Source organism: Paenibacillus oryzisoli (assembly GCF_001653565.1).
GTDB classification, from domain to species: Bacteria; Bacillota; Bacilli; order Paenibacillales; family NBRC-103111; genus Paenibacillus_E; species Paenibacillus_E oryzisoli.
In genome coordinates this window covers 23,008-48,691 of the sequence record NZ_LYPB01000096.1, presented here as the reverse complement: position 1 = coordinate 48,691, position 25,684 = coordinate 23,008, and the positions used below count along the sequence as shown (strand labels likewise).

Here is a 25,684-nt window from a genome sequence, read left to right as displayed (position 1 = left end):
AGATTAGTCATAGTATCGTATCGACAACGTCTATGTGACAGTCTAAAAGGAGTGATAACAATGAGTCGGAGAACCAAAGATATCTGGTTAGGAATTGCTGTAGCCAATGGATGTGGAATCATCTTTATGCTTGTCACAGCCTATATCGTCAGGGTAGCAACAGGTGTGGGAGGGATACTGATCTTATCCGATTTCGTCCTGCTCCCATTTATCATGGGGATGATTAACGCTTATTTCTGGCGAAACCACCGTGTAACGGTGGGCCCATCTTTTGGATATGCTTTTCTCAATCTTATTGTAGGTTTAATTTATAGTTATTTCATGATGGGCGAGGGGTATATCTGCCTAATCATCGTGGCTCCACTAATTTATCTCTTTATTTTATTAGGTGTTCTAGCGGGCAAACTTATGTTCAAATGGAACCAATCCACATTAAACGTCAGTATTCTTGCGGCAATGGCTGTTCTCATTCTAACTAATATCTTGACTGCTCAACCAGGTGAAAGTCAGGTTACAGACCGAATCTTAATTCATGCAAAGCCAGAAGTCGTATGGCAAAATGTCACGGCATTTTCACCCATAACGTCAGAACCTGACTATTGGTTATTTAAAATTGGATTACCTAGCCCCGTTCAATCCACGGCAGAAGGCCGTTATGTAGGTGCAGAACGTAAGTGTATTTTCAGCAATGGAATCGTTTTTGATGAGGAAATCGTAGAATATGAGGAAAACCGGAAACTCACCTTTGCCATTACAAAACTACCGGATGACCCCGAAATACTTGGGCACCTGAGTTTGTCCAAAGGTCAATTCATCCTAGAAGATAATGGTGATGGAACGACAACGCTTATCGGTACGAGCTGGTATGATCTGAAAGTGAAACCATCGCTCTATTTTGATATATGGACCCAAAGCATTATTCGCAATGTGCATCTCGAAGTTATGGAGCACATGAAGGAGTTAGCGGAACAAGCGTAAGCGGCAGCCTCTCTAGAATACAAAAACACCTCTGCACGAGCTCGCTCCATCAGCGGCTTCGGTTAGAGGTGTTTTCCTTAGTTACTTCGCAAAAATGTGATTGCCAATCTGCACCGTCTGTTGACGTGTCCAGATCCAGTGGCTTGTCGCTGTTTTGGGATTGAAATAATACAGTGCGCCACCCGTTGGGTCCCAGCCGCGCACGGCCTCTAATGCAGCTTTATAGGCTTGGCTATCTGGCGTTAAATTATATTGGCCATCACTGACAGCTGTGAAAGCTCCAACCTCGAACACGATGCCTTGAATGGTATTCTCGAACTGACTGGATTTTAACCGGTTCATAACCACCGCTCCAACAGCGACTTGACCCTCATAGGATTCACCACGTGCCTCACTATAAATGACTTTAGCCAGCATATCCAGCTCAGCTTGATTCACCGTGAATTTACGCAAATACTCCCACGTTTTCGCACCCACAATCCCATCCACACTTAGTCCATAATTCGTTTGGAAATTACGAACGGCCGCGGCTGTGATTGGACCATATTTTCCATCTATAGAAGGCTCATAAATGCCTAAGGTTTTTAGTCGGAATTGTGCGTCCCATACATCACCATTCTGTGTGCCTTGCTTTAAATTCGTAGCTTCTGCTGCGGATGCCTTCGGGCTCCACGTTCCTGGATTCATCCCTAAACCAAAGGAAGCTACGAGTGCGACTACGACTAGTTTTTTAATCAACATCATCTTCATCTCCCCTTTCGCTTTCCTCAGTATAGGCACCATTATACGCGGTCTCAACCCGCAGTTTTTGGAAATGTAAGTCAATCCCTTGGGGCTCTAAGGGTTAAGCAGGGTGAATTTTTATCTAAAATAAGTGATTTAGTCGGAATTATGGGTGAGTATCTGGAAATATATAACATCATTACCCATAACAAAAAGCCCGAGACCGCCATAAGGCGATCCCGGACTTTTATCTGGTTGTGTGTGTGTTTGCTGTAACGTATTTGTTAGTTCTTCTCTGCAAGAATCGAACGAAGAACGGTTTGCAGGATACCACCGTTACGGTAGTAGTCTACATCGACTAAGCTATCCAAACGCACAAGAGCTGTGAATTCGAAGCTAGTGCCATCTTCACGAGTTGCAGTAACTTTCACCGTGGAACCTGGTTGAACGTCATTGCTAAGGCCTGTGATGTCGAATGTCTCGCGACCTGTAATACCTAGCGTTTTCCAGCTTTCGCCGTTAACGAATTGAAGTGGAAGAACACCCATTCCAACAAGGTTACTACGGTGAATACGCTCGAAGCTTTCCGCGATAACGGCTTTAACGCCTAGCAAGAAAGTACCTTTAGCTGCCCAGTCACGGGAAGATCCAGTTCCGTACTCTTTACCAGCGATAACGACAAGGTTTTGGCCAGCAGCTTGATACTTCATGGAAGCATCGTAGATGGATTCCACTTCGCCAGTTGGCAAGTAAGTTGTTACGCCGCCTTCTGTTCCTGGAGCCACTTGGTTACGAATACGAATGTTCGCGAACGTACCGCGCATCATCACTTCGTGGTTACCACGACGGGAACCGTAGGAGTTGAAGTCTTCTCTTTTTACACCATGGTTGATCAAGTATTGGCCTCCAGGGCTGTCTACTTTGATGTTACCAGCAGGGGAGATGTGATCCGTTGTTACGGAATCGCCCATAAGTGCTAGTATTTTGGCGCTGCGAATATCTGCGATATCATCAAGAACTGTGCCAAGGTCTGTGAAGAACGGAGGCTCTTGAATGTATGTGGAGTTGGTATCGAACTCATACAGATCGCCCTCAGGAATTTGAATAGCGTTGAAACGCTCATTCGCACGGAAGACGTTGCTGTATTTGTCACGGAACATGTCAGGGCTCATTGCAACTTTAAGCGCATCTTGAATTTCTTGGTTTGTAGGCCAGATGTCTTTCAAGTAGACAGGTTTGTTCGTGTGGTCGTAACCGATTGGATCTGTCGCAAGATTGATGTTCACCGTACCTGCAAGAGCATAAGCGACAACGAGTGGAGGTGATCCAAGGTAGTTCGCTTTTACTTGTGCGTGTACGCGGCCTTCGAAGTTACGGTTACCAGAGATCACAGCAGCAACTGTCATATCGTTGTCGATAATCGCTTTGCTCACTTCGTCTGGAAGCGGACCGGAGTTACCGATACAAGTTGCACAGCCGTAACCAGCAACGTGGAAGCCAAGAGCTTCTAGGGACTCAAGAAGGCCTGCTTTAACCAAGTAATCTGTAACGACTAGGGAACCTGGCGTCAAGGAGCTTTTCACGTAAGCTGGTTTTTTCAAACCAAGAGCTACCGCTTTTTTCGCTACCAGACCAGCACCGATCATAACGCTTGGGTTGGAAGTGTTCGTACAGGAAGTAATCGCCGCGATGACGACTGCGCCAGTACCCATTTTAATGGTTTCGTTCGGATACACAACATCAACAACTTCAGCCACTTTCTCTTCTGTCAAGCCGTATCCGCCTTTGTCAATCGGTGTACGGATGATAGCGTTGAAAGATTCTTTCATGTTCGTAAGTTCGACGCGATCTTGCGGACGTTTAGGACCAGCTAAGCTTGGAACGACCGTGCTAAGATCAAGCTCAAGAACTTCTGTAAACACTGGATCTGGTGTGCTGTCTGTGCGGAACATGCCTTGAGCTTTGTAGTAAGCTTCAACAAGAGCAATTTGCTCTTCGTCACGGCCAGTAGCACGCAAGTAGTTCAATGTTTCGTTATCAACAGGGAAGAAACCGATTGTTGCGCCATACTCAGGAGCCATGTTCGCTACTGTTGCACGGTCAGCCAAGGAAATGTTGCTGAGACCAGGACCGAAGTACTCAACGAATTTACCAACAACGCCTTTTTTACGCAGTATTTGAGTAACTGTCAATGCCAAGTCAGTCGCTGTAGCGCCTTCTGCCAATTGACCAGTCAATTTGAAACCAACTACGTCTGGAGCTACGAAGTATAGAGGTTGACCAAGCATACCAGCTTCCGCTTCAATACCGCCAACGCCCCAACCTACAACACCAAGACCGTTGATCATTGTTGTATGAGAGTCTGTACCTACGAGAGAATCCGGATACACGACAGTTTCGCCATCGATTGTTTTAGTTGCTGCAACAGATGCTAGGTACTCCAAGTTAACTTGGTGAACGATACCTGTTGAAGGTGGCACTGCACGGAAGTTATCGAATGCCGTTTGTGCCCAACGCAAGAAACGGTAACGCTCTTCGTTTCTTTCGAACTCTAAGTCAATGTTCATTTCGAGTGCATCCGGGGAACCGAAAGCATCAACCATGACAGAGTGGTCAATTACAAGGTCAACAGGAACAAGTGGGTTGATACGTTTAGGATCTCCACCTTCACGAGCCATAGTCGCACGCATTGCCGCAAGGTCAACGACGACTGGAACACCTGTGAAATCCTGAAGAACGATACGAGCAGGGATGAAAGGAATTTCTTTGTTCTCATCGCGGCCTTCAGCCCAGCCAGCGATTTGTTTCACATGCTCACTTGTAATAGCGCGGCCGTCGAATTGACGGACAGCAGCTTCAAGCAATACGCGGATCGAAACTGGCAGATTGCTAATTGTGCCGTGACCTTGGCTTTCAAAGTCAGGAAGGCTGTAATACTGGAACGATTTCGTGCCGACAGTTAACTGCTTGCGCACAGAAAAAGAGTCCTTATTGGACATAGGTAGTTCCTCCTCAAATAATAATATCAATCATCCATCGGATTTCATCTAGTGAAACTCGATTTCATAATTCCCTCTACCTCAAGTATAGCGCTTCGCCACGTGGGAGTAAAGATTAATTTCAATCATTTTTACCGTCCTAATGTCATATATTGAATCAATTCAAAGCAATTCGGGCTTGTCCTAACCAAACGCATTTAAACTTTCATCAAAGCTAAGGAGGGATACCAAGATGTCCTGGAAAACGGCGCTCTACAATTATGTTCATGCGAAAAATGAGGCTGAGCTTGAGGGCTCATCCGCACCCTTGGAAGCATTCGTCTCGGACAGCGCTTATGTACGGAAACAGGATGTCAAGGTGCGAAGGCTCCTGAACAGTTACCGAGAACGTGACGCTAAGCTGCTGCGCGGAGAAACAAAGCTCCGTCTGCTAGGTGTTAAAGAATTGCCATATGGTATTATTGCGGATATCCAGTTGCATCGGTTTTTGACCTACCAAATTGGTTTAATAGAACATCAGGAGGAGCGTATCGAATCTGAACGAGTGATCATCGAGCACCATGCTTTAGGCTGGAAAGTTCAAAGCGCAGAGCTTATACAAAGTGAGAAGTCACAGCCCAGTCGCGGCCACAGTTTCCATTTGTCAGAAAATCAAACGTTCCTAGATACGCAGAGCAGTTCACCATCTCTTCCTTATATCAACCCTAGTATACGCAATACGAGTGGTCTCGAATTCGCTCATCGCAAAATCATTTATAACCGTCCCAAAGCCGTCCAATATGCGGAAAAGTGGTGGCAAACACCGAATCCGAGTTATGAGTATTTTGAAGTGGATTGCACGAATTATGTCTCGCAATGCCTCTTTGCAGGTGGGGCTCCAATGGACTATACTGGGAAAAGGGAATCGGGCTGGTGGTATGGAGGCAAAAAAGGCCATCAAGAGCTTTGGAGCTATAGTTGGGCTGTTGCCAATAGTTTGCATCATTACCTAGAACGTCCTCATGTGCATGGTTTGACAGGTACTGTCGTCAAGAACGCTTGGGAGCTAGAGCCAGGAGACACGATCAGCTATGACTGGGATGGCGACGGTCGTTTCCAGCACAACACATTCGTTATTGCTAAAGATGCCAATGGGATGCCGCTGGTCAATGCGCATACCTTTAATAGCCGCAATCGGTACTGGGCATACAAGGATTCACCTGCTTGGTCGGAACGGACGAAATACATGTTTATTCATGTTGCTGATGAAATGTAAGATGGCATAGAAATTGTAAATATTAGACGGAGGTACGTAATGAGCCGCAAAATACGAATTGGTTTAATTTATGGAGGGAAATCCGGCGAGCATGACGTGTCTTTGCAAACTGCATTGGCAGTTATGAAAGCTGTAGATTTCACGAAATATGAGATTACACCGTTTTATATATCCAAAAAAGGCGAGTGGAGAAGTGGAACGCCACTTCTAGGTCCTGCTCAATCGAAGGAAGCGTTGACCTTCAGTACGGACGATGCTAGCGCACCTGCTTCCAACGCGCTGGCACCGATCTTTGGCGGTATTCAAACGAAGGGTGACGTAGCTGTTTCTTCTATTACATCCGCTGGAGCTGAGGATCTCGGCTTAGATGTCGTATTCCCACTTTTACATGGCACGTTCGGGGAAGATGGAACGATTCAAGGACTTTTGGAAATGGCGAACATCCCCTATGTAGGTGCTGGTGTACTGGCATCTGCTGTTGGCATGGATAAAGTCATGATGAAAAAGGTATTCGCTCAAGAAGGACTTCCGCAGTGTATTTTCCGTCATTTTACCCGTACCGAGTGGGAAAAGAACCGTGCCTATCACCTTATGGAGCTGGAGACAGCCATTGGTTATCCTTGTTTCGTGAAGCCGGCTAACCTAGGGTCAAGCGTTGGGATTTCCAAAGCGAGGAATCAGGAAGAGTTGATCGCGGCGGTTGCTTTTGCTTTCCAATACGATCGCAAAGTGATTATTGAAGAAAATATCGATGCTCGCGAAATCGAAGTAGCTGTTCTAGGGAATGATGAGCCTATCGCCTCTGTTGTGGGTGAGATCGTGTCTTCTAACGAATTCTACGATTACAAAGCCAAGTATCTCGACGGCAAATCAGCGATGATTATCCCGGCAGAGATCCCGCAAGAAGTTTCGGATGAGGTTAGAGCATTGGCGCTTCGTGCGTTCTTGGCGGTCGATGGCAGCGGGTTGTCCCGCGTAGACTTCTTCCTAGGCAAAATCGATCAGAAAATCTACATCAATGAAATTAATACGATGCCTGGCTTTACGCCATTCAGCATGTACCCATTGCTATGGCAAGAGACAGGTAAACCTTATAAAGAACTGCTCGATGATCTCATTCGTTTGGCGCTGGAGCGCCACGCAGCTAAACAAAATATCCAATATTCTTTCGATACGGAGTAGATGAGCCATGGGATTTCAAACGGAATTTAATTCAGTTTGCAAGTTTAAGTCCGAGCAAGAGCTTTATGAGCTGCTAGAGTACGGCCGCGGCAAAATGGTGAAAAGCGGTTTCCGCGTTTTCCCAACAGGCCAGAAGGTCATTGCGTACACGCCAGATAATCAAGCGATTGCGATCGTACGCATCGTGGCCTCCATCGCGGAAATTAATTTCCAAGGCGAAGAGGTCACACAAGTGGAAATGGAGCTCATCCGGCGGTTAAGCGAGGAAGAAGCTCGCATACAGACCTCGCTTGCGTTCGAGATGTTCTTCGGGGAGCAAGCGTAGAGAAACACCGACCTTTTGGAGGTCGGTGTTTTTTTGTGCCCGGCTTGCCGCGGAGGGGCCAAACCGGAAATAGCGCCCGAAAAGGGCGCTATGGTAGTGCCGCGAGCGGTGGAGCCGCCAGATAAGGCCCGAAATGGGCCTTACAGCACTGCCCGTCCGCGCAGCGGAGGGGCCAAACCGGAAATAGCGCCCGAAAAGGGCGCTATGGCAGTGTCGCGAGCGGTCGAGCCGCCAAATAAGGCCTGAAATGGGCCTTACAGCATTGCCCGTCCGCGCAGCGGAGGGGCCAAACCGGAAATAGCGCCCGAAAAGGGCGCTATGGCAGTGTCGCGAGCGGTCGAGCCGCCAAATAAGGCCTGAAATGGGCCTTACAGCATTGCCCGTCCGCGCAGCGGAGGGGCCAAACCGGAAATAGCGCCCGAAAAGGGCGCTATGGCAGTGTCGCGAGCGGTCGAGCCGCCAAATAAGGCCTGAAATGGGCCTTACAGCATTGCCCGTCCGCGCAGCGGAGGGGCCAAACCGGAAATAGCGCCCGAAAAGGGCGCTATGGCAGTGTCGCGAGCGGTCGAGCCGCCAAATAAGGCCTGAAATGGGCCTTACAGCATTGCCCGTCCGCGCAGCGGAGGGGCCAAACCGGAAATAGCGCCCGAAAAGGGCGCTATGGCAGTGTCGCGAGCGGTCGAGCCGCCAAATAAGGCCTGAAATGGGCCTTACAGCATTGCCCGTCCGCGCAGCGGAGGGGCCAAACCGGAAATAGCGCCCGAAAAGGGCGCTATGGCAGTGTCGCGAGCGGTCGAGCCGCCAAATAAGGCCTGAAATGGGCCTTACAGCATTGCCCGTCCGCGCAGCGGAGGGGCCAAACCGGAAATAGCGCCCGAAAAGGGCGCTATGGCAGTGTCGCGAGCGGTCGAGCCGCCAAATAAGGCCTGAAATGGGCCTTACAGCATTGCCCGTCCGAGCAGCGGAGGGGCAAAACCGGAAATAGCGTCCAAAAAGGGCGCTATGGCAGTGTCGCGAGCGGTGGAGCGCCAGATAAGGCCCGATAAGGGCCTTACAGCTCTGCACGCAGGCATTTGGCCCGCGCCGCGGAGCAACGTTCCGCAATAATCTTTCTTTTTATATAAAATAGTATGTTTATACGGTTTCTTTTGTCCCTTTCAAACGGAATGCTAGCTTCATATAATAGCTTATCCTACTAGAAAGGAAGTGATTATACATGAAAAAAAACACACAAATCATTAGTACAGACGGTAGTTGGGTGAACGCACTTGAGAATGAGCCAATTCCGGCATGGGCGCAACCGAAAGAAGGGGAAGCTTATGTTTGGGGGGCGAGTGATCCCCTTGGGCCAGCAGCGGTAGTCGCTAAAACATTCACAGTTCACTCGAAGCATATCGAGAAAGCTACGTTATTCTTAGCCGTTGATAACTATGCGATCGTGCTCATTAATGGCGTGCCGGTAGTTATTGACCCGCCGCAAGACACCTTAGCATTCTACAATCCAGGACGCACATTCCATATTGAGCCTTTTCTTCAAAGAGGTGAAAATAACATTGTGATCGCTGGATTCAACTCGCCATCCAATGCAAACAGAAGCGTAGGCAATCCAGCCGGCATTCTTGCGCGTATCGAAATTGACTACAAACACCATCATCATTAATGTTGTGCAATCCATCCGAAAGACCCTTGCGACGTTCTTGAAGCGTCGAAGGGTCTTTTGTCTATAGAGACTGTATGTGCCTCTGTTTGCCAGGGTAATCTAACTCTGAGAAAAACCTGGAGGTTAAACGAACATGCTTATTCGCCTAGGATACGTAGCCATGTCCACCGTGGTAAAGAATGCTTCCCCGTCCAAGACGATGACGGCAACAAACTTCAGCAAGCTGCTCGATCGCGAGGCAGCCATTCGCAAGTTGCAGCGCATCGGGGCTGAGAATTTACATAATACGCTGCGCTTGCTTAGACATAATCGGGCTCATGACATCATGGTGTTCCGATTTTCCTCGCGGTTCATCCCGCTGCTTGGTCATGAGATGCTAGGCGATTGGGATCCGATCCCTGCCTTATCGGCAGAATTCGAGGAACTAGGGGGCTACGCCAAGCAGAATAACATGCGCGTTAGCTTCCATCCCGACCATTTCACCGTACTCAGCACGCCGAGGAAGGATGTGCTCCAGAAATCGGTCGAAGACTTGGAGCGCCACTCCGCCATGCTGAACGCGATGGGGCTTGGGATGGAAGCGATGTGCAACATTCACGTTGGTGGTTCTTATGGGGATAAAATAAAATCAGCCAAGCGATTTGTCCAGAACTTCACCGCTATGCGTATGCCGATTCAACAACGAATTACACTCGAGAATGACGACAAAACTTTCAATGCTCTAGAAACACTAGAGATTGCCGAGCAAGTTGGTGCTCCCATGGTGCTGGATGTACATCATCATGCGGTCAACAACAACGGGGAAGATGTCGTCGAGCTGTGGCCGCGTATTCAAGAAACATGGCTGGCACGGGCGCGCTTACATCTGGATGAAGCGTCAGCCGCACTCCCTCCCAAAATTCACGTATCCAGCCCCAAAGGCGAAACAGAACCAAGAAGCCACGCCGATTACGTGGAGGTAGGGCCTGTATACACGTTCCTGAAATCCATCGCCCCCATCACGCCCAAGCTGGATATTATGATCGAAGCGAAGATGAAAGATAGCGCTCTTTTCAAGCTTATGGAGGACCTCAAGGGACAAGAAGGTGTCACAGCGCTCGATGAAGCGTCGCTTACGCTCTAATCCCATATTTTTCTTGAATTGTTGGAGGAAATGGGGTACTTTGGAAGGTAGATCTAACGATTAACCATGCCATTGTGAGAGGGGCTTCTACGAACCATGAGTCAATTATTAAATGGGAAAAATATACTTGTAATGGGTGTTGCTAATGACCGCAGTATCGCTTGGGCCATTGCACAATCCTTAGCTGCGCAAGGCGCTAATCTGGTGTTCACGTTCGAAAATGAGCGCGTGGAGGAACGCGTACGCAAGCTGGCTGATACGATTCCTGGCTCCACTTTGATGCCTTGTAACGTAACTGTAGATGCAGAGATCGATACGTTGGCTTCTGCGCTCAAAGAGAAGTTCGGTGTCGTACACGGTCTTGTACATAGTATTGCTTTTGCTAAAACAGAAGAACTGGACGGGCTGTTCGTTGACACATCACGCGATGGTTTCGCACTCGCACATGACATCAGCGCGTACTCCCTCGTTGCCGTATCCAAACGCATTTATCCGCTCATGACAGAAGGCGGAAGCATCATGACGATGACATACCTTGGCGCAGAGCGCGCTATGAAGAATTACAACGTCATGGGCGTTGCCAAAGCTGCGCTGGAAGCTAGCGTTCGTTACCTCGCGGCAGATCTTGGCCAATTTGGTATCCGCGTAAACGGTATCTCAGCAGGTCCGATCCGTACGTTGGCTGCCAAAGGCATCAAGGATTTCAACTCTATCCTGCGTCAAGTCGAAGAGAAGGCTCCACTTCGCAAAACGACGGATACAGCTGAAGTTGGCGACACGGCGATGTTCCTTATGAGCAACTTGTCCCGTGGTATCACTGGGGAAGTTATTTATGTAGACGGCGGTTACCATATCGTTGGTATATAGCAGGTTGTATTTTCATAGATATAAGAAGGATAACCGTACGGTCTTGGGCCGCTACGGTTTTTTTTTCGTGGAAATTCCGCACCAAATGTGAATATGTACGAATAATTTAGGATGAAACGCACTAGTATTAGAAACGTATAATTTACTATACTTAACGTAATATCTAAATTAATGAAAAGAAAGAGTTGATATATATGGTACAAGGTGGGACGGAGACTTTCGTAGTAGGTAGCAAGAGTTTTACAGCAGTAGCCATTAATACGGCAGCTAAGGCAGGTCAGTGGATCAAAACCAAGCTTGGAGATATTAATCATATAGGGACGAAATATTCTGCTCAAGACCTTGTGACCGAGGTAGATAAAGGAACGGAGAAGCTGATTCGTAATCTAATTATGACGCATTTTCCGAACCATTCCATCCTAGGCGAGGAAGGCGTAGAACCGGGTCCGGAGGCGTCGGCCAAAGCCCTGCAAGAGATGAGTGACGAAGAGTACCTCTGGATCGTGGATCCGATTGATGGTACAACGAACTTCGTGCATGGTTTTCCTTTCTTCTCCGTATCGATCGCACTGGCGCACAAAGGTGAAGTTATCGTAGGTGTTGTATACGACCCATCACGCGATGAATTATTCGTTGCTGAGAAGGGGAAAGGCGCTTACATGCACGGGAAGAAGACAGAAGTTTCAGCAGACGAAACGCTGCTCACCAGCTTAATCGCCACAGGCTTCCCAGCTGATCGTGATGGGGCGCTGCCGATTAATTTGAAAGGCGTTCAGGCGCTTTCGCCGAAAGTTCGTAACATCCGAGTGGCAGGCTCTGCAGCACTGCATTTGGCCTATGTGGCTGCTGGGCGTCTCAGCGGCTTTTGGGAAATCGGTCTCAATGCCTGGGACATTGCAGCGGGTGCCTTGCTCATTACAGAGTCAGGCGGCCGTGTGACAGATACGGAAGGTAACCCTTATCACTTGGGCGTTCGTAACGTGATGGCATCTAATGGACGCATTCACGAAGAGTTTCAGAACGAGCTAGCCTTAGCAGAGGCGACAAAAATATAAATTATAACAACCTCTTGCAAGGTCGTTCCATGAGGAATGACCCGGCAAGAGGTTTTTTCCTCTATTTGGAGCTGGAGCACTCTCACGTAAAGGTCTGGTGAAATCCGTTCAAATCTACTATAATATGAGATATCTCAGTTATTTAAACGTTTCAATTAACGGGACACGCGAGTCGTGATCGGAATGGATGGAGTGCTTCTATGTCGGTAAATACAGGATCTGGACCAGATATTATTACGTTTGGAGAAACAATGGCACTGCTCATGCCTTCAGGTGGCAAGGGATTGGAGTACTCTTCGGAGCTGCATAGCTTGTTTGGCGGTGCTGAGAGCAATGTATCGATCGGTATTTCACGTCTTGGCGGCAGTGTTGGTTGGTTCGGTAGATTAGGTAAGGACCCGTTAGGTCGTATGATTTTCAAAAGTATCCGTGGTGAAGGTGTCGATGTTTCCCGTGCGGAATTGACGGCTGATGCGCCTACAGGACTTATGATGCGTGAAGTGCTAATGGGCAAAACGTCCGTTTATTACTATCGCAAGAACTCGGCGGCAAGTCAGATGAGCCCGAAACATTTGGATGAAGCGTACATTGCTGGGGCTAAAATATTGCATATTACCGGTATCACACCGGCTTTAAGTGAATCGTGCAAAGAGGCAGCTTTTGAGGCTGTTCGCTTAGCACGTAAGCATGGCGTGAAGGTGAGCTTTGATCCGAACCTGCGTTTGAAGCTGTGGAGCATCGAAGAAGCGCGCCCAGTGCTGCTGGAGCTAGCGAAGCTGTCGGATATTTTCTTGCCAGGCTTGGACGAGCTGAAGCTGCTGTATCAAACCGAAGATTGGGATGTCATCGTTAGCAAGCTACGCGAGTTGTCGGCGGTTTCCATTGTCAAAGGTGGCGAAGATGTGACGTATGTCGTGACAGCGGATACGATTACGACCGTGCCTTACTTCAAAGCTGAGCAAGTCGTTGATACCGTGGGTGCGGGCGATGGGTTTTGTGCGGGCTTTTTGGTTGGCGTGCTGAAATCGTACGAGTACCCTGAGGCTGTTCGCATTGGGAATTTGGTAGGCTCCATGATAGTGCAGGCGGAAGGCGATTGGGAAGGCGCTCCGACGTGGGAGCAAGTGGAAGCAGTACTTAACAACATTAAACATATTGAACGTTAATTGTCTTGGAAGAAGATACGGCACCTAAAATCAGGCATGCTTACACATAGAAGGGAAGATACCAGTGAAAAAACTTCAATTACTTCAGCAAATTACTAATGAGGGTGTCGTTGCCGTTCTACGCGGTGAAACACCAGAAGAAGTCGTCGAAATGGCGGATCAAGCGATCGCCGGCGGGATCAAGGTCATCGAAGTCACGATGACCGTGCCTTTCGCGCTGCGCGCGATTGAGGAGCTAGCGAAGCGCTACTCGAGCACAGCGAAGGACGCGTCCAAGTACGCGATTATCGGGGTGGGCACAGCTCTTGACCCCGAAACGGCGCGTGCCGCGATCCTTAGTGGGGCCGAGTTCGTTGTCGGCCCGTCTTTGAACCCCAGTACGGTTACCCTGTGTAACCGATATCGTGTGCCGATCATGCCGGGCTGCATGACCATAGCGGATATTCAAGCCGCGCTAGAGCTTGGCGTGGACATTGTAAAGCTGTTCCCGGGCAATCTCTATTCCCCGGCGATGATTAAGGCCATTAAAGGTCCGCTGCCACAGGCGAACATTATGCCGACAGGCGGGGTTTCGCTGAGCAACCTCGGCGAGTGGATCCAGGCCGGCGCAGTTGCCGTCGGCATTGGCTCCGATTTGACCAGCGAAGCTGTCAAAACAGGAAACTACAGCCTAGTTGCCAAGAAGGCTGCACAATATATCGAGGCCTACCAAGCGGCCAAGAAGTAGGCATTGGCATGCGCTCCGTCGAAATTAGGACGGAGCGTTTTTTTGTGCGGAAATGGAGGCAGGATAGATGGAGCAGCAAGGTCGGGCTAGATTATTGCTCAGCGTGAGCAGTTTGGAGAAGTCGATAGCTTTTTATAGGCACCAGCTAGGTTGGGAGTTGCTTGAGCAGGATGAGGGGGGCTGTGCGGCATTGCTGCACATCGGGGATAGGGCCGATGAGGCTGTTCTGGTCGTGGAGGGTTATGAGGCGAATGAGGCCCTGAACCGTTGGTTAAGACCGAATTACAGCGCTGTACAAGCTGGAGGCCTTGTTTACATCGGTGTAACTTCGGTCGCAGACGTGGAGTCGAACTTGCTCGCTAGAGGCTTCCGGCAGGCCATAGGGAGCCAGGAAGCAGAACACATTCGTGAACGCCATGTTCCGACCATTGACGGTCATACACTGGTGTACTGGGAAGAACTTTTCCCCTCCCATGATGAAATTATGAAGATGTATGAAGTGGGTGTCGAAGAATTGCATCAAGCCATTGACGGCTTATCTGAAGTACAGCTTAACTTACGTGAAGCAGAGGACAAGTGGTCGATCCGCGAGCATGTGCAGCATCTGATCGATTTGGAGCTAATCACCTTGCACAAAGTGAAATTCGCACTCGCAGAATCAGGGCGTATGTATACGGGTAATTCATTCCAACCTGATGATTGGCATCGCGGACTCCTGTATGAAGAGCGGCCAATCGCTAGCGAAGTAGAGCTATTTGGAGCGACAAGGCGGCATATTATCGGATTGTGCAAGCATCTTCCAGATGCGTTAGACCGGACGATACGGACAACGAATCGGGAAGAAACCGTAGCACAATTGCTGAACATGATGGCTGGACATGCCAAGCATCATTTGCGTGCCGTTGGCCGTATTCGTGAGTTGCATGGGCTTTGCAAGTAGGGCATACATGAACGGGGTACGCCGCCTAATTTGGCTATAGTTAATTTTTCTATATGTGGCAAATTCCAGCTTGTGGTAAGTTGGATTGGGCAAGTTACCTAAGTAGGTAGTAGGGAGTCGATCAAGTGATGAAGGATAGAGTGGTGAATTGGATCATAGAAGCGGATATAGAAAGTATGCAGGCAGCCATGGAGAGGGGCTCAGTAACCTCAGAGGAGCTTGTTCGGGTATATCTAGCGCGCATTGATAAATATGATTCGATAATTAATGCCGTATTAGAACGTAATCCCGACGCGATTCAAATCGCAAAGAGCCTAGATAAAGAACGCAAAGAATCAGGGAGCCGAGGGAAATTGCATGGGATACCGATTCTTCTCAAAGATAATATCGATACAGGGGATAACATGCATACGAGCGCTGGCTCAATTGCACTTGCGGATTCGTATGCGGCAAAGGATGCATTCGTAGCGGCAAAACTGCGAGCCGCGGGTGCCGTTTTACTTGGGAAAACGAATATGTCCGAATGGTCGAATTTCATGTCCAGCTCCATGCCAGCGGGATATAGTTCACGGGGCGGGCAAGTGCTTAACCCGTATGGCCCTGGTGAAATGTTCGTTAGCGGTTCTAGCTCCGGCTCGGCAGCAGCAGTGGCTGCTAATCTGAGCGCTGCTTCAATTGGAACAGAGACTGCAGGTTCTATCGTTGGGCCGGCAACTCAGCATGGTGTAGTAGGGATCAAGCCTACGGTTGGTGTAGTGAGCCGCGCTGGTATTATCCCGATATCGAGCTCGCAGGATACACCTGGTCCGATAGCTAGGACAGTTAGGGATGCTGCTATTTTGTTAGGGGCATTAACAGGGATAGACAGCGAGGATCCGGCTACGTTATCGAGTAGCGACGTTGTCTTGCAAGATTACACATCGTTCTTGGATACGAGTTTCTTGCGTCAAGCCAGGATCGGGATTCCGCGGCATTACTATCAACATTTGGACGCAGAAAGACTTGCCATTATGGAGGCTGCTATTGCAACCTTGACGAAGGAAGGCGCTACGATTGTAGATCGGGTTAGCTTACATGTGGAGCAGCAAAACTGGAACAATGATGCCATTACCTATGAATTCAAAAAAGGCATTAATGCATATCTAGCGCGGCTAGCTGAAAACGTACCCGTGCATTCTTTGGAAGAGCTGATTGCTTATCATGGCAACCATGCGGAGACGGCTTTGCAATTCGGGCAGGACACCCTCATCCGTTCCCAAGAAACGACCTTGACGGAGGAGTCCTATCTCCAGAAAATACAAGCCTACAGGGAGCTGCCTCTTCAACAAGGAATTGACTATGCACTGGACAAAGACAACTTGGATGCGCTCTTGCTTCCAGGCGATGTGGATGGCCTGTATATCGCAGCGCGTTTGGGTTATCCGCTGATTTCCGTTCCGGCCGGGTATTCCACACACGGCGTTATCGATGCCGACGGGGACTCGACCAAGGGGCCATTTGGTGTCGTTTTTTCGGGCAGAGCCTTCAGTGAGCCTACTCTGATCCAAATCGCCTACGGCTTCGAGCAAGCTACCCATCACCGGTTTCCACCGGATTTGGAGAAGTAGGTGTAGGGCAGTAAGCCGAATTAATCGACTTAGAGCACCGTGAAAGCTGCTGCCGTCATCTGTAAGTCGAATTAATCGACTTACAGCACCGTGAAAGCTGCTGCCGTCATCTGTAAGTCGAATTAATCGACTTAGAGCACCGTGAAAGCCGCTGCCGTCATCTGTAAGTCGAATTAATCGACTTAGAGCACCGTGAAAGCCGCCGCCGTCATCTGTAAGTCGAATTAATCGACTTAGAGCACCGTGAAAGCTGCTGCCATCCGCTGTAAGTCGAATTAATCGACTTAGAGCACCGTGAAAGCCGCTGCCGTCATCTGTAAGTCGAATTAATCGACTTAGAGCACCGTGAAAGCCGCCGCCGTCATCTGTAAGTCGAATTAATCGACTTAGAGCACCGTGAAAGCTGCTGCCATCCGCTGTAAGTCGAATTAATCGACTTAGAGCACCGTGAAAGCCGCTGCCGTCATCTGTAAGTCGAATTAATCGACTTAGAGCACCGTGAAAGCCGCTGCCATCCGCTGTAAGTCGAATTTATCGACTTAGAGCACTGTGAAAGCTGCAGCCGTCCGCTGTAAGTCGAATTAATCGACTTAGAGCACCGTGAAAGCTGCAGCCGCCCGCTGTAAGTCGAATTAATCGACTTACAGCACTGTTGCCTCCCTCACATGTACCCAGCACAAAGAACCCGAAAACCCTATTTCCATAGAAATAGGTCGAACGGGCTCTTTGTGTTGGTCCCTCTAACGTGTGGGAGGAGAGGGGGATCCGTATTACTTGTTTTCCGCGTCATACTCCCTGGCGAATTCGGCCAGTGCTGTCACCTTACCATGTGGTGGATGCCCCGCTTGTTTACGACCCTTCCATGCAGCTTCTTGGCGGCGCTTCGAGTGGCTCATCGCTGAAAACCTCCTGTGGTATGCGGATGGTGTTGCACTAATAAAATGTGAAACAAGCGAGTTTTTTATGCAGCGGCCGCCTATAAATAACGTTATGGAATAACGCTATAAGCTCCAAAGTAGAAGTTTTCTACGTAATTCAACATTGTAACGTTATTACATCACCTTATTTCCACTACAAATAAGAAAAAGCCCAAGATAAGATGATGCTATCACCTTATCTTGGGCATATTTACTTTTATTCTGTCGCAACGGATTGGTCAGCTTGCATGTTGACCGGGGAGATCCGGATGAAGTTAGCTTCTAGATTGCTTAGCAAACCTTCGATTTTCGCTGCGGCTTCGGATTGACCGGAGTTCGCAAGCTCAGCGTGGTAAGCTGTTAGCAATTCAGTAAGATCTTTTTTGCTTTGAAGGCCGATAGGCTCAAGTTTAACTTTTGCACCTTTGGCAATACGACGCTCGATCGCTGCTTGATCAAGACCCATTTCTGGCACTAGACGTTGGTAGATAACCCCACCTGTCATACCTGCACAGATCCATGGACCTGGATCGCCCATAACAACAGCACGGCCGTTCGTCATGTACTCGAACGCGAAGCCTTTGAGGTTCGCACGAGCAGCTAGACCGCCAAGCTCATCTTGCAAAGGCGTCGTGATTTCGCCGCCGAAGACAACGTCAGCACCCGAGAAACGGATACATGCACGAGTATCTGCACTGCCTTGAATCAAGAACAACCCTTTTTGAGCACCGTAACCGAATGATTTACCAACGCTACCGTTGATGAAAGTGTTGTTGTGGCCAAGTGACTTCACGATGGCTACTTTACCGCCGAACGCCATTTTACCAAGACCGTCTTCAGCACCACCGTGTACCGTAATGTCTACGCCACGTGCGTTGAATGCAGCCAGGCCGTTACCGGGAACGGATCCATCGATAAGATTTAGCGCAACAGTTGGTAGCTCATCGTAGCTGCCGTTGAAACGGTCTCTTACACGATGACTGGAATAACGAGTACCTAGGATACGAGACTCGGCGTCCACTTTGGACCAATTGCGAACAACAGGACCATCGAACGATACGGAATCTGGGAAGAATTCCAAACCTTCAGCACCTGCCGCGATACGGATATCGGAAGAAACGGCTGCTTCTTCAAGCGCTCTTTCTGCATCGGATATTTGGTGCATTGGAACTAAACGTAGAATGTCGGACAAGTCGATACGATCGTTGTGCGAAATTTGCTCCAGTAGGTCGGAACGGCCAACCAACTCTTGCAAGCTTGAGAAACCAAGGGAAGCCACAACTTCACGTACTTCTTCGCCGATACCGCCGAACAAGCGAACCAGGCTGTCTACAGCCGTGTCAAAGACACGAGGTACGAAACGGCGAAGACCTTTTTCTTCAGCTTCTTCCATGGAATCGATTTGAGTTGCGATACCAACGTGACAAGTGTCTAGGTGACAACCACGACATGTTGTACAACCGATGGATTGCATGGCGATACTACCGAAACCTGCACGGTTTGCACCGAGCATAACCATTTTAACAACGTCAGCGCCTGATTTCAGACCGCCATCGGACCACAGCTCAACGCGATGACGAAGACCAGCTTCAATCAAAGCAACGTGAGCAAGCTTCGTACCAATCTCCGTAGGAAGACCAACGTGCGTCAAGGAGTGAATACGAGCCGCACCTGTACCACCGTCAAAACCGGAAAGGGTAATCACGTCAGCGCCAGCTTTCGCTACACCAACTGCAATTGTACCGATACCAGGAACAACTGGGATTTTTACGATGATTTTAGCTTTACGACCGCTACCTTCTTTAAGCTCGGAAATGATTTGCGCCAAATCCTCGATGGAGTAGATATCGTGGTTATTGGATGGCGAGATCAAGTCTGAACCAATGGTAGCGTTACGTGCTTCTGCGATTTTCGCTGTAACTTTGGAACCTGGTAAGTGACCGCCTTCACCTGGCTTTGCCCCTTGACCAATCTTGATCTCAAGGAAAGCTACCGCGTTAGCAAGCTCAATGTTAACACCGAAACGTCCGGAAGCAACTTGCGCTCCGCGCGTTTTTTTGTAACGGCCAAGCATATCTTTAATCTCTCCGCCCTCACCGTTCATGGTAACCATGTTCAGACGTTCGCCTGCTTCAGCGTAGGCACGGAAAGCTGTTTCATTTTGTGAACCGAAGGACATGGAAGAGATCAACATCGGCAAGGAATGACCGCCAATGGAAATATCAACTTGCGACGGATCCAGTGGTTGACGGCCATCGCTGATTGCTTTGAAACCCGCAATGTGACGAATGGAAATCGGGTTCTTCTTCTCTTCTTCACGCAGCTTGTCGCGGTAGTCGGTGTAAGGAGCAGCACCTGATGCAGCATCGCCTAGCGCTTTCCACATGCGTTGGAAGAAACGGAAGTTTTTCGCCGCTTTCGCTTTCGGGTTCGTATAATCTGCATAACGTGCTTCAGCTTCAGCTTCAAGCTGTGCAAAGCCTGTTCCTGCTTTTTCACTTCCCAGGTAGTTCACGATATCCAGCACCTCGGAAACTTCCGGGTGGAAGCCAATGGAGGAGAAGAAACGTGTGTATCCGCGAAGCTCATGCGTACCGATTGTCGAGATGACTTTTTCAAGTCCTTTTGTAAGAGCCGCGTATACTTTACGTGCTGCTGCTGCTTGGCCTTCTTTGTCAGAAGCTGTGGAGAACAGCAAGTAAGGTGAGATCACATCTGCACCAAGACCACAAGCTACCGCGATATCATGTAGACTGCGAATAGCAGCTGAACGAAGAATCAATGTTACTTGACGGCGCAGGTTGTCGCCGAAACCGAGTTTCTCTGCACGAAGTGCGATATCGATTTTGGAAACAGCCAGATGCGGATCTAGCCACAAACGGTCGTTCTGGTGAGCTGCGGAATCGTCCAAGACGAGAAGCACAGCGCCATTACGAACAGCTGAGATGGCATCAGCAGCAAGTGCATTCAAACCATCTTTCAGAGAAGTTCCTCTAGCGAAAGTTGTGGAGAGTACAGCTACTTTGTTGTCACCTTGTGCACGGAATTGTGCAAGCAATTGCTCTAAAGAAGGCTGGGATAAGTTCTCTTCACTGCCGACACCGTTCGTTCCTTCAAGAACAAGAGGAGTCAGAAGCTCAAGGCGAAGGTTGTTATCCACCTGTGCGAATACGGGAAGACGTGCACCAGCAATAACGCGTGTAGAGAAATGCTCCATTTCACGGTCACGGTCAATCGCCGGATTCGTTACAACAGCAACACTTTCTTTAATGAAGTCAGGCACGTTGGTGCGTTCCCATGCAAGAGCCGCATGCGGTGAATCATGACCCAAGGAACGAATAGGCTCAGCGCCTGTCTCGGACATGGATTCAATGTGTGAAATACCGTCACGATCCCAACCAAATGCACTGTACACTTGATCCGTAGTAACAATATTCTCATTAAGATCAGCTTCTGTATTCGTTTGGGCAGGGTTCAAATAGGAGCGAAGACCGCCCAGATTTACACGCTTGCTTACACGATCGTAGACCAAGGATTGAACTTCGTGATATGGAATAACTTGAATGTGTTCGCCTGGTGTTAGAACAACACCGACTTTTTCACCTGGAGCAATCGGCTTCGGATCAGCAACCATTTCGCCAACCGTAATAACACCTTGCTCAGATGAGAAGTACAGGGACGTGTCACTTTCAACCATCCATACAGGACGAAGACCTAATGCATCTACGCTGAAAATACACTCATTACCGTAACGGGAAACGATCCCCGCTGGACCTTGTGCAAAGTGGCCCCAAACTTGACGGTAGTACACGTAAAGATCTTGAAGTTCCGGACGGAACTGTTTCATTTCATTAATAATAGGAGGGAATACCATTTCCATGGCTTCGAACAGGGACAAGCCAAAACGGTGAATGAACGTTTCGATCGTTCTGTTCATGTCTTGGGAGTCAGACCCGCCGCTAACCAGTGGAACGCCAACCATGTCAGCTTCAAGACGAAGTTTCTTCACCGTGTTGATTTCACCGTTATGTCCAAGAAGGGAGAACGGTTGAACACGGAAGAAGCTGGACAATGTGTTAGTGGAATATCGGTTATGACCGATTGTTACTTGGGAAGCGAACAAAGGATCACGCAAGTCATTAAAATATTTAGGTAGGATGCTTGCTGCACCTAGTACTTTGTAGGCAGATGTCACATTGCTAAGTGTCGCAACATGTACGTCGTAACGATCTTCAATCGCAATATGCAGTTCATAAAGGTGATCGGCAACTTGACCTTCGGTCTTATTGCTGATGGCTGCAATTTGCCAGAACGTAGGCTCATCGAGCAAACCATTAGCGCCTAATGAGCCGCTATCAACTAGGTTTTCTTGCTCTAGGATAATGGATACATCATGGGAGGCAAATAGCTCACGAATGCCGTTTTGAATCTCAGTAACAGTCAAATCCAACTTGCGTGGAACGAAGATATGTCCAACAGAAAAACGATTGTCATAAGCAAGTTTGCTGTCCAGACCCGCATCTGTTAGCTTCTTTTCCCAAAGAGCACGTGGAATATCTGTTAGAATACCGCAACCATCGCCCTCACCATTGATAAATCCTGAACGATGTTCCATTTTAACAAGGGCATCAATCGTCTTTTGGATGTTATCACGGGAAGGATGACCATTCTTCTCAATAATACAAATAATACCGCAGCTGTCGTGTTCGGTTCCTAGTAGATCTTGAAAACGGCCTTCATTACGCATAATTTCATTCATTGCTCTGGTCAGTCGCCTGACCGTCACCCCCCATACATAATTAAACTCCTCTTGCTTACGCTTCTTGCATTCTGGCACAGATAATCGAGCCCCTCAGCTCTGGTTTGGGAGAAAAGCTACAATTCGCTTAAATCCGAAATATGCATGATCGTGTATAAAAATGCAATATAACTGAATATCATGCCAAATTACAGGAGATTAGTCTCTCGAAATGCGGCATAAATCGACTCGTAGTAAAGTAAGGCACCACACACAAAAATTCGTGCAGTATTTGTAAATCATGCCCTAACTTTCTAGGAAAATACTGTGTATTCAAGCCGTTTCGCTAAAAGGGTAAAAGTAATCTTAGAATAGCATGAAAAAGTTCATCCGACAATACTTGCAGACGTAAATCAAAAATGTAAGCGTTACCTTTTTTGTATATTGGTGAATAAAACCAAAATTGCTAACACCCCATGTAAGGGTAGAAAGACGAACGAACTATAAACCGATAAGGGTCATAGTTCGTTTTTGGGACAATCATCGGTTTTTCATGACTTTGAAGGCGCGGTCTGCCGCCTCTAGCGTTTGGGCAATATCTTCCTCTGTGTGGGCGATGGTCATGAACCAAGCTTCGTATTTGGAAGGGGCAAGATTAATGCCTTGCTCCAGCATAAGTCGGAAGAAATCGGCAAATTTCTCGCCATCGGTATCTTGCGCTTCTTCATAATTGGTGATGGGATGATCACAAAAATGTGTAGAGAACGCGCCGCCGATTCGGTTCAGCGTCAAGGCGATACCATGGCGGGCGGCGGATTCGGCGATGCCACCTGCAAGTGCTGAGCCAAGCTGCTCAAGCTTGGTGTAAACACCTGGCTGCTGAAGCACCTCCAAGCAGGCGATGCCGGCCGAGATGGAGGCGGGGTTCCCCGCCATCGTGCCGGCTTGATAAGCAGGTCCGAGCGGCGCGACCTGCTCCATCACTTCCTTGCGGCCCCCGTAGGCCCCGATCGGCAGCCCGCCGCCGATCACCTTGCCTAGGGCCGTGAGGTCCGGCTCTACGGCGGCGAAGCGCGTCGCCGCCTCTGTGGGGCCTCCCGCAAGAATCGGGAGGCCGTCATAGGTCTGTGCCGTTCCGTAATGGAATCGGAACGCCGTGATCACCTCGTCGTAGATGACGAGGGCGCCATGTTGGCGAGCTGCTGCGCAGAGCTGCTCGAGGTAGCCGGCATGGGGCATGACCATGCCGAAGTTGCCGACGATGGGCTCGACCATCACCGCGGCAATGTCTTCACCCCAGCGTGCAAGCGCGGCCGAAAGTAGAGGAATGTCGTTGAACGGCACGGTGATGACCTCTTGCGCGATACTCGCCGGCACGCCTGCGCTGTCCGGCGTGCCTAGTGTGGACGGCCCGGAGCCGGCCGCCACCAGCACGAGATCCGAGTGGCCGTGGTAGCACCCGGCGAACTTAATGATCTTGGTGCGCTTCGTATACGCGCGCGCCACGCGAATCGTCGTCATCACGGCCTCGGTGCCGGAGTTGACGAAGCGCACTTTGTCGAGCGAGGGAATCGCCGACTTCAGCATCTTAGCGAACTCGATCTCGAGTTCGGTCGGGGTGCCGTACAGCGTGCCGTTCTGTGCGGCGCGAATGATCGCTTCGGTCACGTGCGGATGCGCGTGACCGGTAATTATCGGGCCATAGGCGGCGAGGTAATCAATGAAGCGATTCCCGTCAACGTCCCAGAAGTGTGCGCCTTGCGCACGCTTCATGAAGATGGGGGCGCCGCCGCCAACGGCTTTGAATGAGCGGGAAGGGGAGTTGACCCCGCCGACGATGTGTTGCAGTGCTTCTTGATAGAGGAGTTCGGATTGCTTGCGTTCCATGCGATATCATTCCTTTATATATGTAGTGGTGATTACTAATAGCATTTTTGAATCTTTTATTAGGTTTGTTCTTAAACTGTTTCCTAATCCGTCAATGAAACGCAGCGGAACGGAACGATAGTACGCTATTTACGCTATATTAAGCTATTTAGAGAAGTTGCGGAACGTCGTTCCTCTATTGTACTGCAAACCAACCAAATTACGCGAAAAAAGGCAGATTAGCGTCCTGACGTTCCGTTTCTCAGTAATTTGAGCGGATTTCAGAGAAATAGCGCCCTGACGTTCCGTTAGGAAACGCGGATAGCAAATGTGGCGTAACGCATCTAATCGCAATGCCCGCCTATGCCCATACATTCTCATACAAAAAATAAGAGTGGATGCCCACTCTTATTATCTGTTTTTCAAGCATGCGTCCTACTTCACGGCTTTCGTAGCAACCTTCGGTGTTGGCGAAGGCGATGGCTTGCTTGGCCCTGAATCCGCTTCAGCCGTACCCGCAAAAAGGTCTTTCAAATACTTTTGAAGCTTCACTTTATCCGCAGTGATCACGGAAGCGCCGCGGATCGATTTCTCCACGAGCAGATCTGAAGGCGGAAGCTGTGACGTGACAATACCGTCAGCTTTGGCTTCATAGCCGAGACTTCCGAGCTTAAGCATGTCTGTTACGGTTAGATTCGTATCGATGTAAGGATCGATCGCATTCAGAATACGCGGCAACTTGATTAGCGATGATGTGGATTGCATTTTAGCTGCAACAGCCGTCAGGAATTTTCGTTGTCTTTCGGTTCGTGTGAAGTCAGACAGCGCGTCATGGCGGAAACGTACATATTGCAAGGCTGTTTTGCCATCAAGATGCTGATGCCCTTTTTTCAAATTAATGTCGTACACATGGTCATCTTCGGAATCGGAATATTTCATATCCTTTTCCACATCAATGTCGATGCCGCCGACCGCGTCAATAAGCGCGATGAAGCCCTTGAAATCTGTATACACATAATATTGAACGGGAATGCCAAGCAGGTCGCTAACGGTTTTCATGGCCAAATTAGGTCCGCCTGACGTAATCGCGGTATTAATCCGATCCTCGCCTTCACCAGGGATTTTCACGTAAGTGTCTCGCAGAATCGAGAACAGGTGGGCCTTCTTGGTGACCGGATCGATAGAGGCTAGCATAATACTGTCTGATCTAGGTAATTCATTCTTCACCATGCCGCGAGAATCGCCGCCTAATAGCAGAATATTCACTCGCTGCTTGCTCTCCCATTTCGGTGGTATGTATTTATCAGCATCCTTCACGTTGTTTGGAAGCGAGGATATGGTTCCACTGCCTTTCCCATCCTTCGTGTCTGAGTTATGAGAGATATTGTTAGCGAAACTATAGAAGGCGTAAGAATAATAGCCGGCGACCACAAGAAGAAGCATGACGATCAGGAGCATGGTCCGTTTGAAGATTTTCATACTATGTAAGCTCCTCTCCAGGTAAATTTAGCGTTGATTTAAGGTAAAATACGATGTCTATTAATCTGTACTTTTTT

General features: G+C 48.9%; 18 protein-coding genes. 12 read left to right on the top strand and 6 right to left on the bottom strand.

Features of this window, described 5'->3' with window-relative positions; genetic code table 11:
* The first annotated feature begins 60 nt into the window (after positions 1 to 60).
* Positions 61 to 978, top strand: a complete 918-nt coding sequence (locus A8708_RS34455) for an SRPBCC family protein (protein WP_068671589.1) — start codon at positions 61 to 63, stop codon at positions 976 to 978.
* Between the two features lie 81 nt (positions 979 to 1,059).
* Here the strand turns inward: A8708_RS34455 and sleB are convergent, their stop codons facing one another.
* Entirely contained in the window at positions 1,060 to 1,728 is a 669-nt protein-coding gene (gene sleB, locus A8708_RS34450) for a spore cortex-lytic enzyme (protein ID WP_068671607.1), read from the bottom strand.
* 257 nt (positions 1,729 to 1,985) lie between these two features.
* Positions 1,986 to 4,700 carry an aconitate hydratase AcnA gene (acnA, locus tag A8708_RS34445; RefSeq protein WP_068671587.1) on the bottom strand — a complete coding sequence of 905 codons (2,715 nt, stop codon included), beginning with the start codon at positions 4,698 to 4,700 and terminating at the stop codon, positions 1,986 to 1,988.
* Between the two features lie 232 nt (positions 4,701 to 4,932).
* Here acnA and A8708_RS34440 point away from each other — a divergent pair, with 232 nt between their 5' ends.
* The 11 genes from A8708_RS34440 to A8708_RS34385 all read left to right on the top strand — a co-directional run bounded on the left by A8708_RS34440 (position 4,933) and on the right by A8708_RS34385 (position 16,607).
* Positions 4,933 to 5,955: an amidase domain-containing protein gene (locus A8708_RS34440; RefSeq protein WP_068671585.1), complete on the top strand. Its 1,023-nt coding sequence runs from the start codon at positions 4,933 to 4,935 to the stop codon at positions 5,953 to 5,955.
* Between the two features lie 39 nt (positions 5,956 to 5,994).
* The gene (locus tag A8708_RS34435) at positions 5,995 to 7,137 is read left to right on the top strand and encodes a D-alanine--D-alanine ligase (RefSeq protein ID WP_068671583.1); all 1,143 of its coding nucleotides are present in this window, start codon (positions 5,995 to 5,997) and stop codon (positions 7,135 to 7,137) included.
* A 7-nt stretch (positions 7,138 to 7,144) separates the two neighbouring features.
* On the top strand, positions 7,145 to 7,462 hold the full coding sequence (locus A8708_RS34430) for a hypothetical protein (protein WP_068671581.1): 318 nt from the start codon (positions 7,145 to 7,147) through the stop codon (positions 7,460 to 7,462).
* Between the two features lie 1,216 nt (positions 7,463 to 8,678).
* Entirely contained in the window at positions 8,679 to 9,122 is a 444-nt protein-coding gene (locus A8708_RS34420) for a hypothetical protein (protein ID WP_068671577.1), read from the top strand.
* 133 nt (positions 9,123 to 9,255) lie between these two features.
* Positions 9,256 to 10,245 carry a UV DNA damage repair endonuclease UvsE gene (gene uvsE / locus A8708_RS34415; protein WP_068671575.1) on the top strand — a complete coding sequence of 330 codons (990 nt, stop codon included), beginning with the start codon at positions 9,256 to 9,258 and terminating at the stop codon, positions 10,243 to 10,245.
* Between the two features lie 96 nt (positions 10,246 to 10,341).
* Complete coding sequence (gene fabI / locus A8708_RS34410) at positions 10,342 to 11,112, top strand: enoyl-ACP reductase FabI (RefSeq protein ID WP_028555353.1); 771 nt, start codon at positions 10,342 to 10,344, stop codon at positions 11,110 to 11,112.
* Positions 11,113 to 11,306: 194 nt separating this feature from the next.
* A complete protein-coding gene (locus tag A8708_RS34405) occupies positions 11,307 to 12,167 on the top strand; it encodes an inositol monophosphatase family protein (protein WP_068671573.1) in 861 nt (286 codons plus the stop codon).
* A gap of 200 nt (positions 12,168 to 12,367) precedes the next feature.
* Positions 12,368 to 13,333: a sugar kinase gene (locus A8708_RS34400; RefSeq protein WP_068671571.1), complete on the top strand. Its 966-nt coding sequence runs from the start codon at positions 12,368 to 12,370 to the stop codon at positions 13,331 to 13,333.
* A 64-nt stretch (positions 13,334 to 13,397) separates the two neighbouring features.
* Positions 13,398 to 14,060, top strand: coding sequence for a bifunctional 2-keto-4-hydroxyglutarate aldolase/2-keto-3-deoxy-6-phosphogluconate aldolase (locus A8708_RS34395; RefSeq protein WP_068671569.1), 663 nt, complete (start codon positions 13,398 to 13,400; stop codon positions 14,058 to 14,060).
* A gap of 67 nt (positions 14,061 to 14,127) precedes the next feature.
* Positions 14,128 to 15,000 carry a DinB family protein gene (locus A8708_RS34390; protein ID WP_068671567.1) on the top strand — a complete coding sequence of 291 codons (873 nt, stop codon included), beginning with the start codon at positions 14,128 to 14,130 and terminating at the stop codon, positions 14,998 to 15,000.
* A 128-nt stretch (positions 15,001 to 15,128) separates the two neighbouring features.
* Positions 15,129 to 16,607, top strand: a complete 1,479-nt coding sequence (locus tag A8708_RS34385) for an amidase family protein (RefSeq protein ID WP_068671566.1) — start codon at positions 15,129 to 15,131, stop codon at positions 16,605 to 16,607.
* A 770-nt stretch (positions 16,608 to 17,377) separates the two neighbouring features.
* Here the strand turns inward: A8708_RS34385 and A8708_RS36710 are convergent.
* The 4 genes from A8708_RS36710 to A8708_RS34370 form a co-directional block, all read right to left on the bottom strand.
* Positions 17,378 to 17,503, bottom strand: a complete 126-nt coding sequence (locus tag A8708_RS36710; RefSeq protein WP_239696934.1) for a DUF6254 family protein — start codon at positions 17,501 to 17,503, stop codon at positions 17,378 to 17,380.
* A gap of 238 nt (positions 17,504 to 17,741) precedes the next feature.
* Positions 17,742 to 22,271, bottom strand: a complete 4,530-nt coding sequence (locus A8708_RS34380; RefSeq protein WP_082928003.1) for a glutamate synthase-related protein — start codon at positions 22,269 to 22,271, stop codon at positions 17,742 to 17,744.
* Positions 22,272 to 22,802: 531 nt separating this feature from the next.
* Complete coding sequence (locus A8708_RS34375) at positions 22,803 to 24,149, bottom strand: glutamate-1-semialdehyde 2,1-aminomutase (protein ID WP_068671563.1); 1,347 nt, start codon at positions 24,147 to 24,149, stop codon at positions 22,803 to 22,805.
* Positions 24,150 to 24,563: 414 nt separating this feature from the next.
* Positions 24,564 to 25,607, bottom strand: coding sequence for an LCP family protein (locus tag A8708_RS34370; protein ID WP_068671561.1), 1,044 nt, complete (start codon positions 25,605 to 25,607; stop codon positions 24,564 to 24,566).
* Positions 25,608 to 25,684 lie beyond the last annotated feature (77 nt).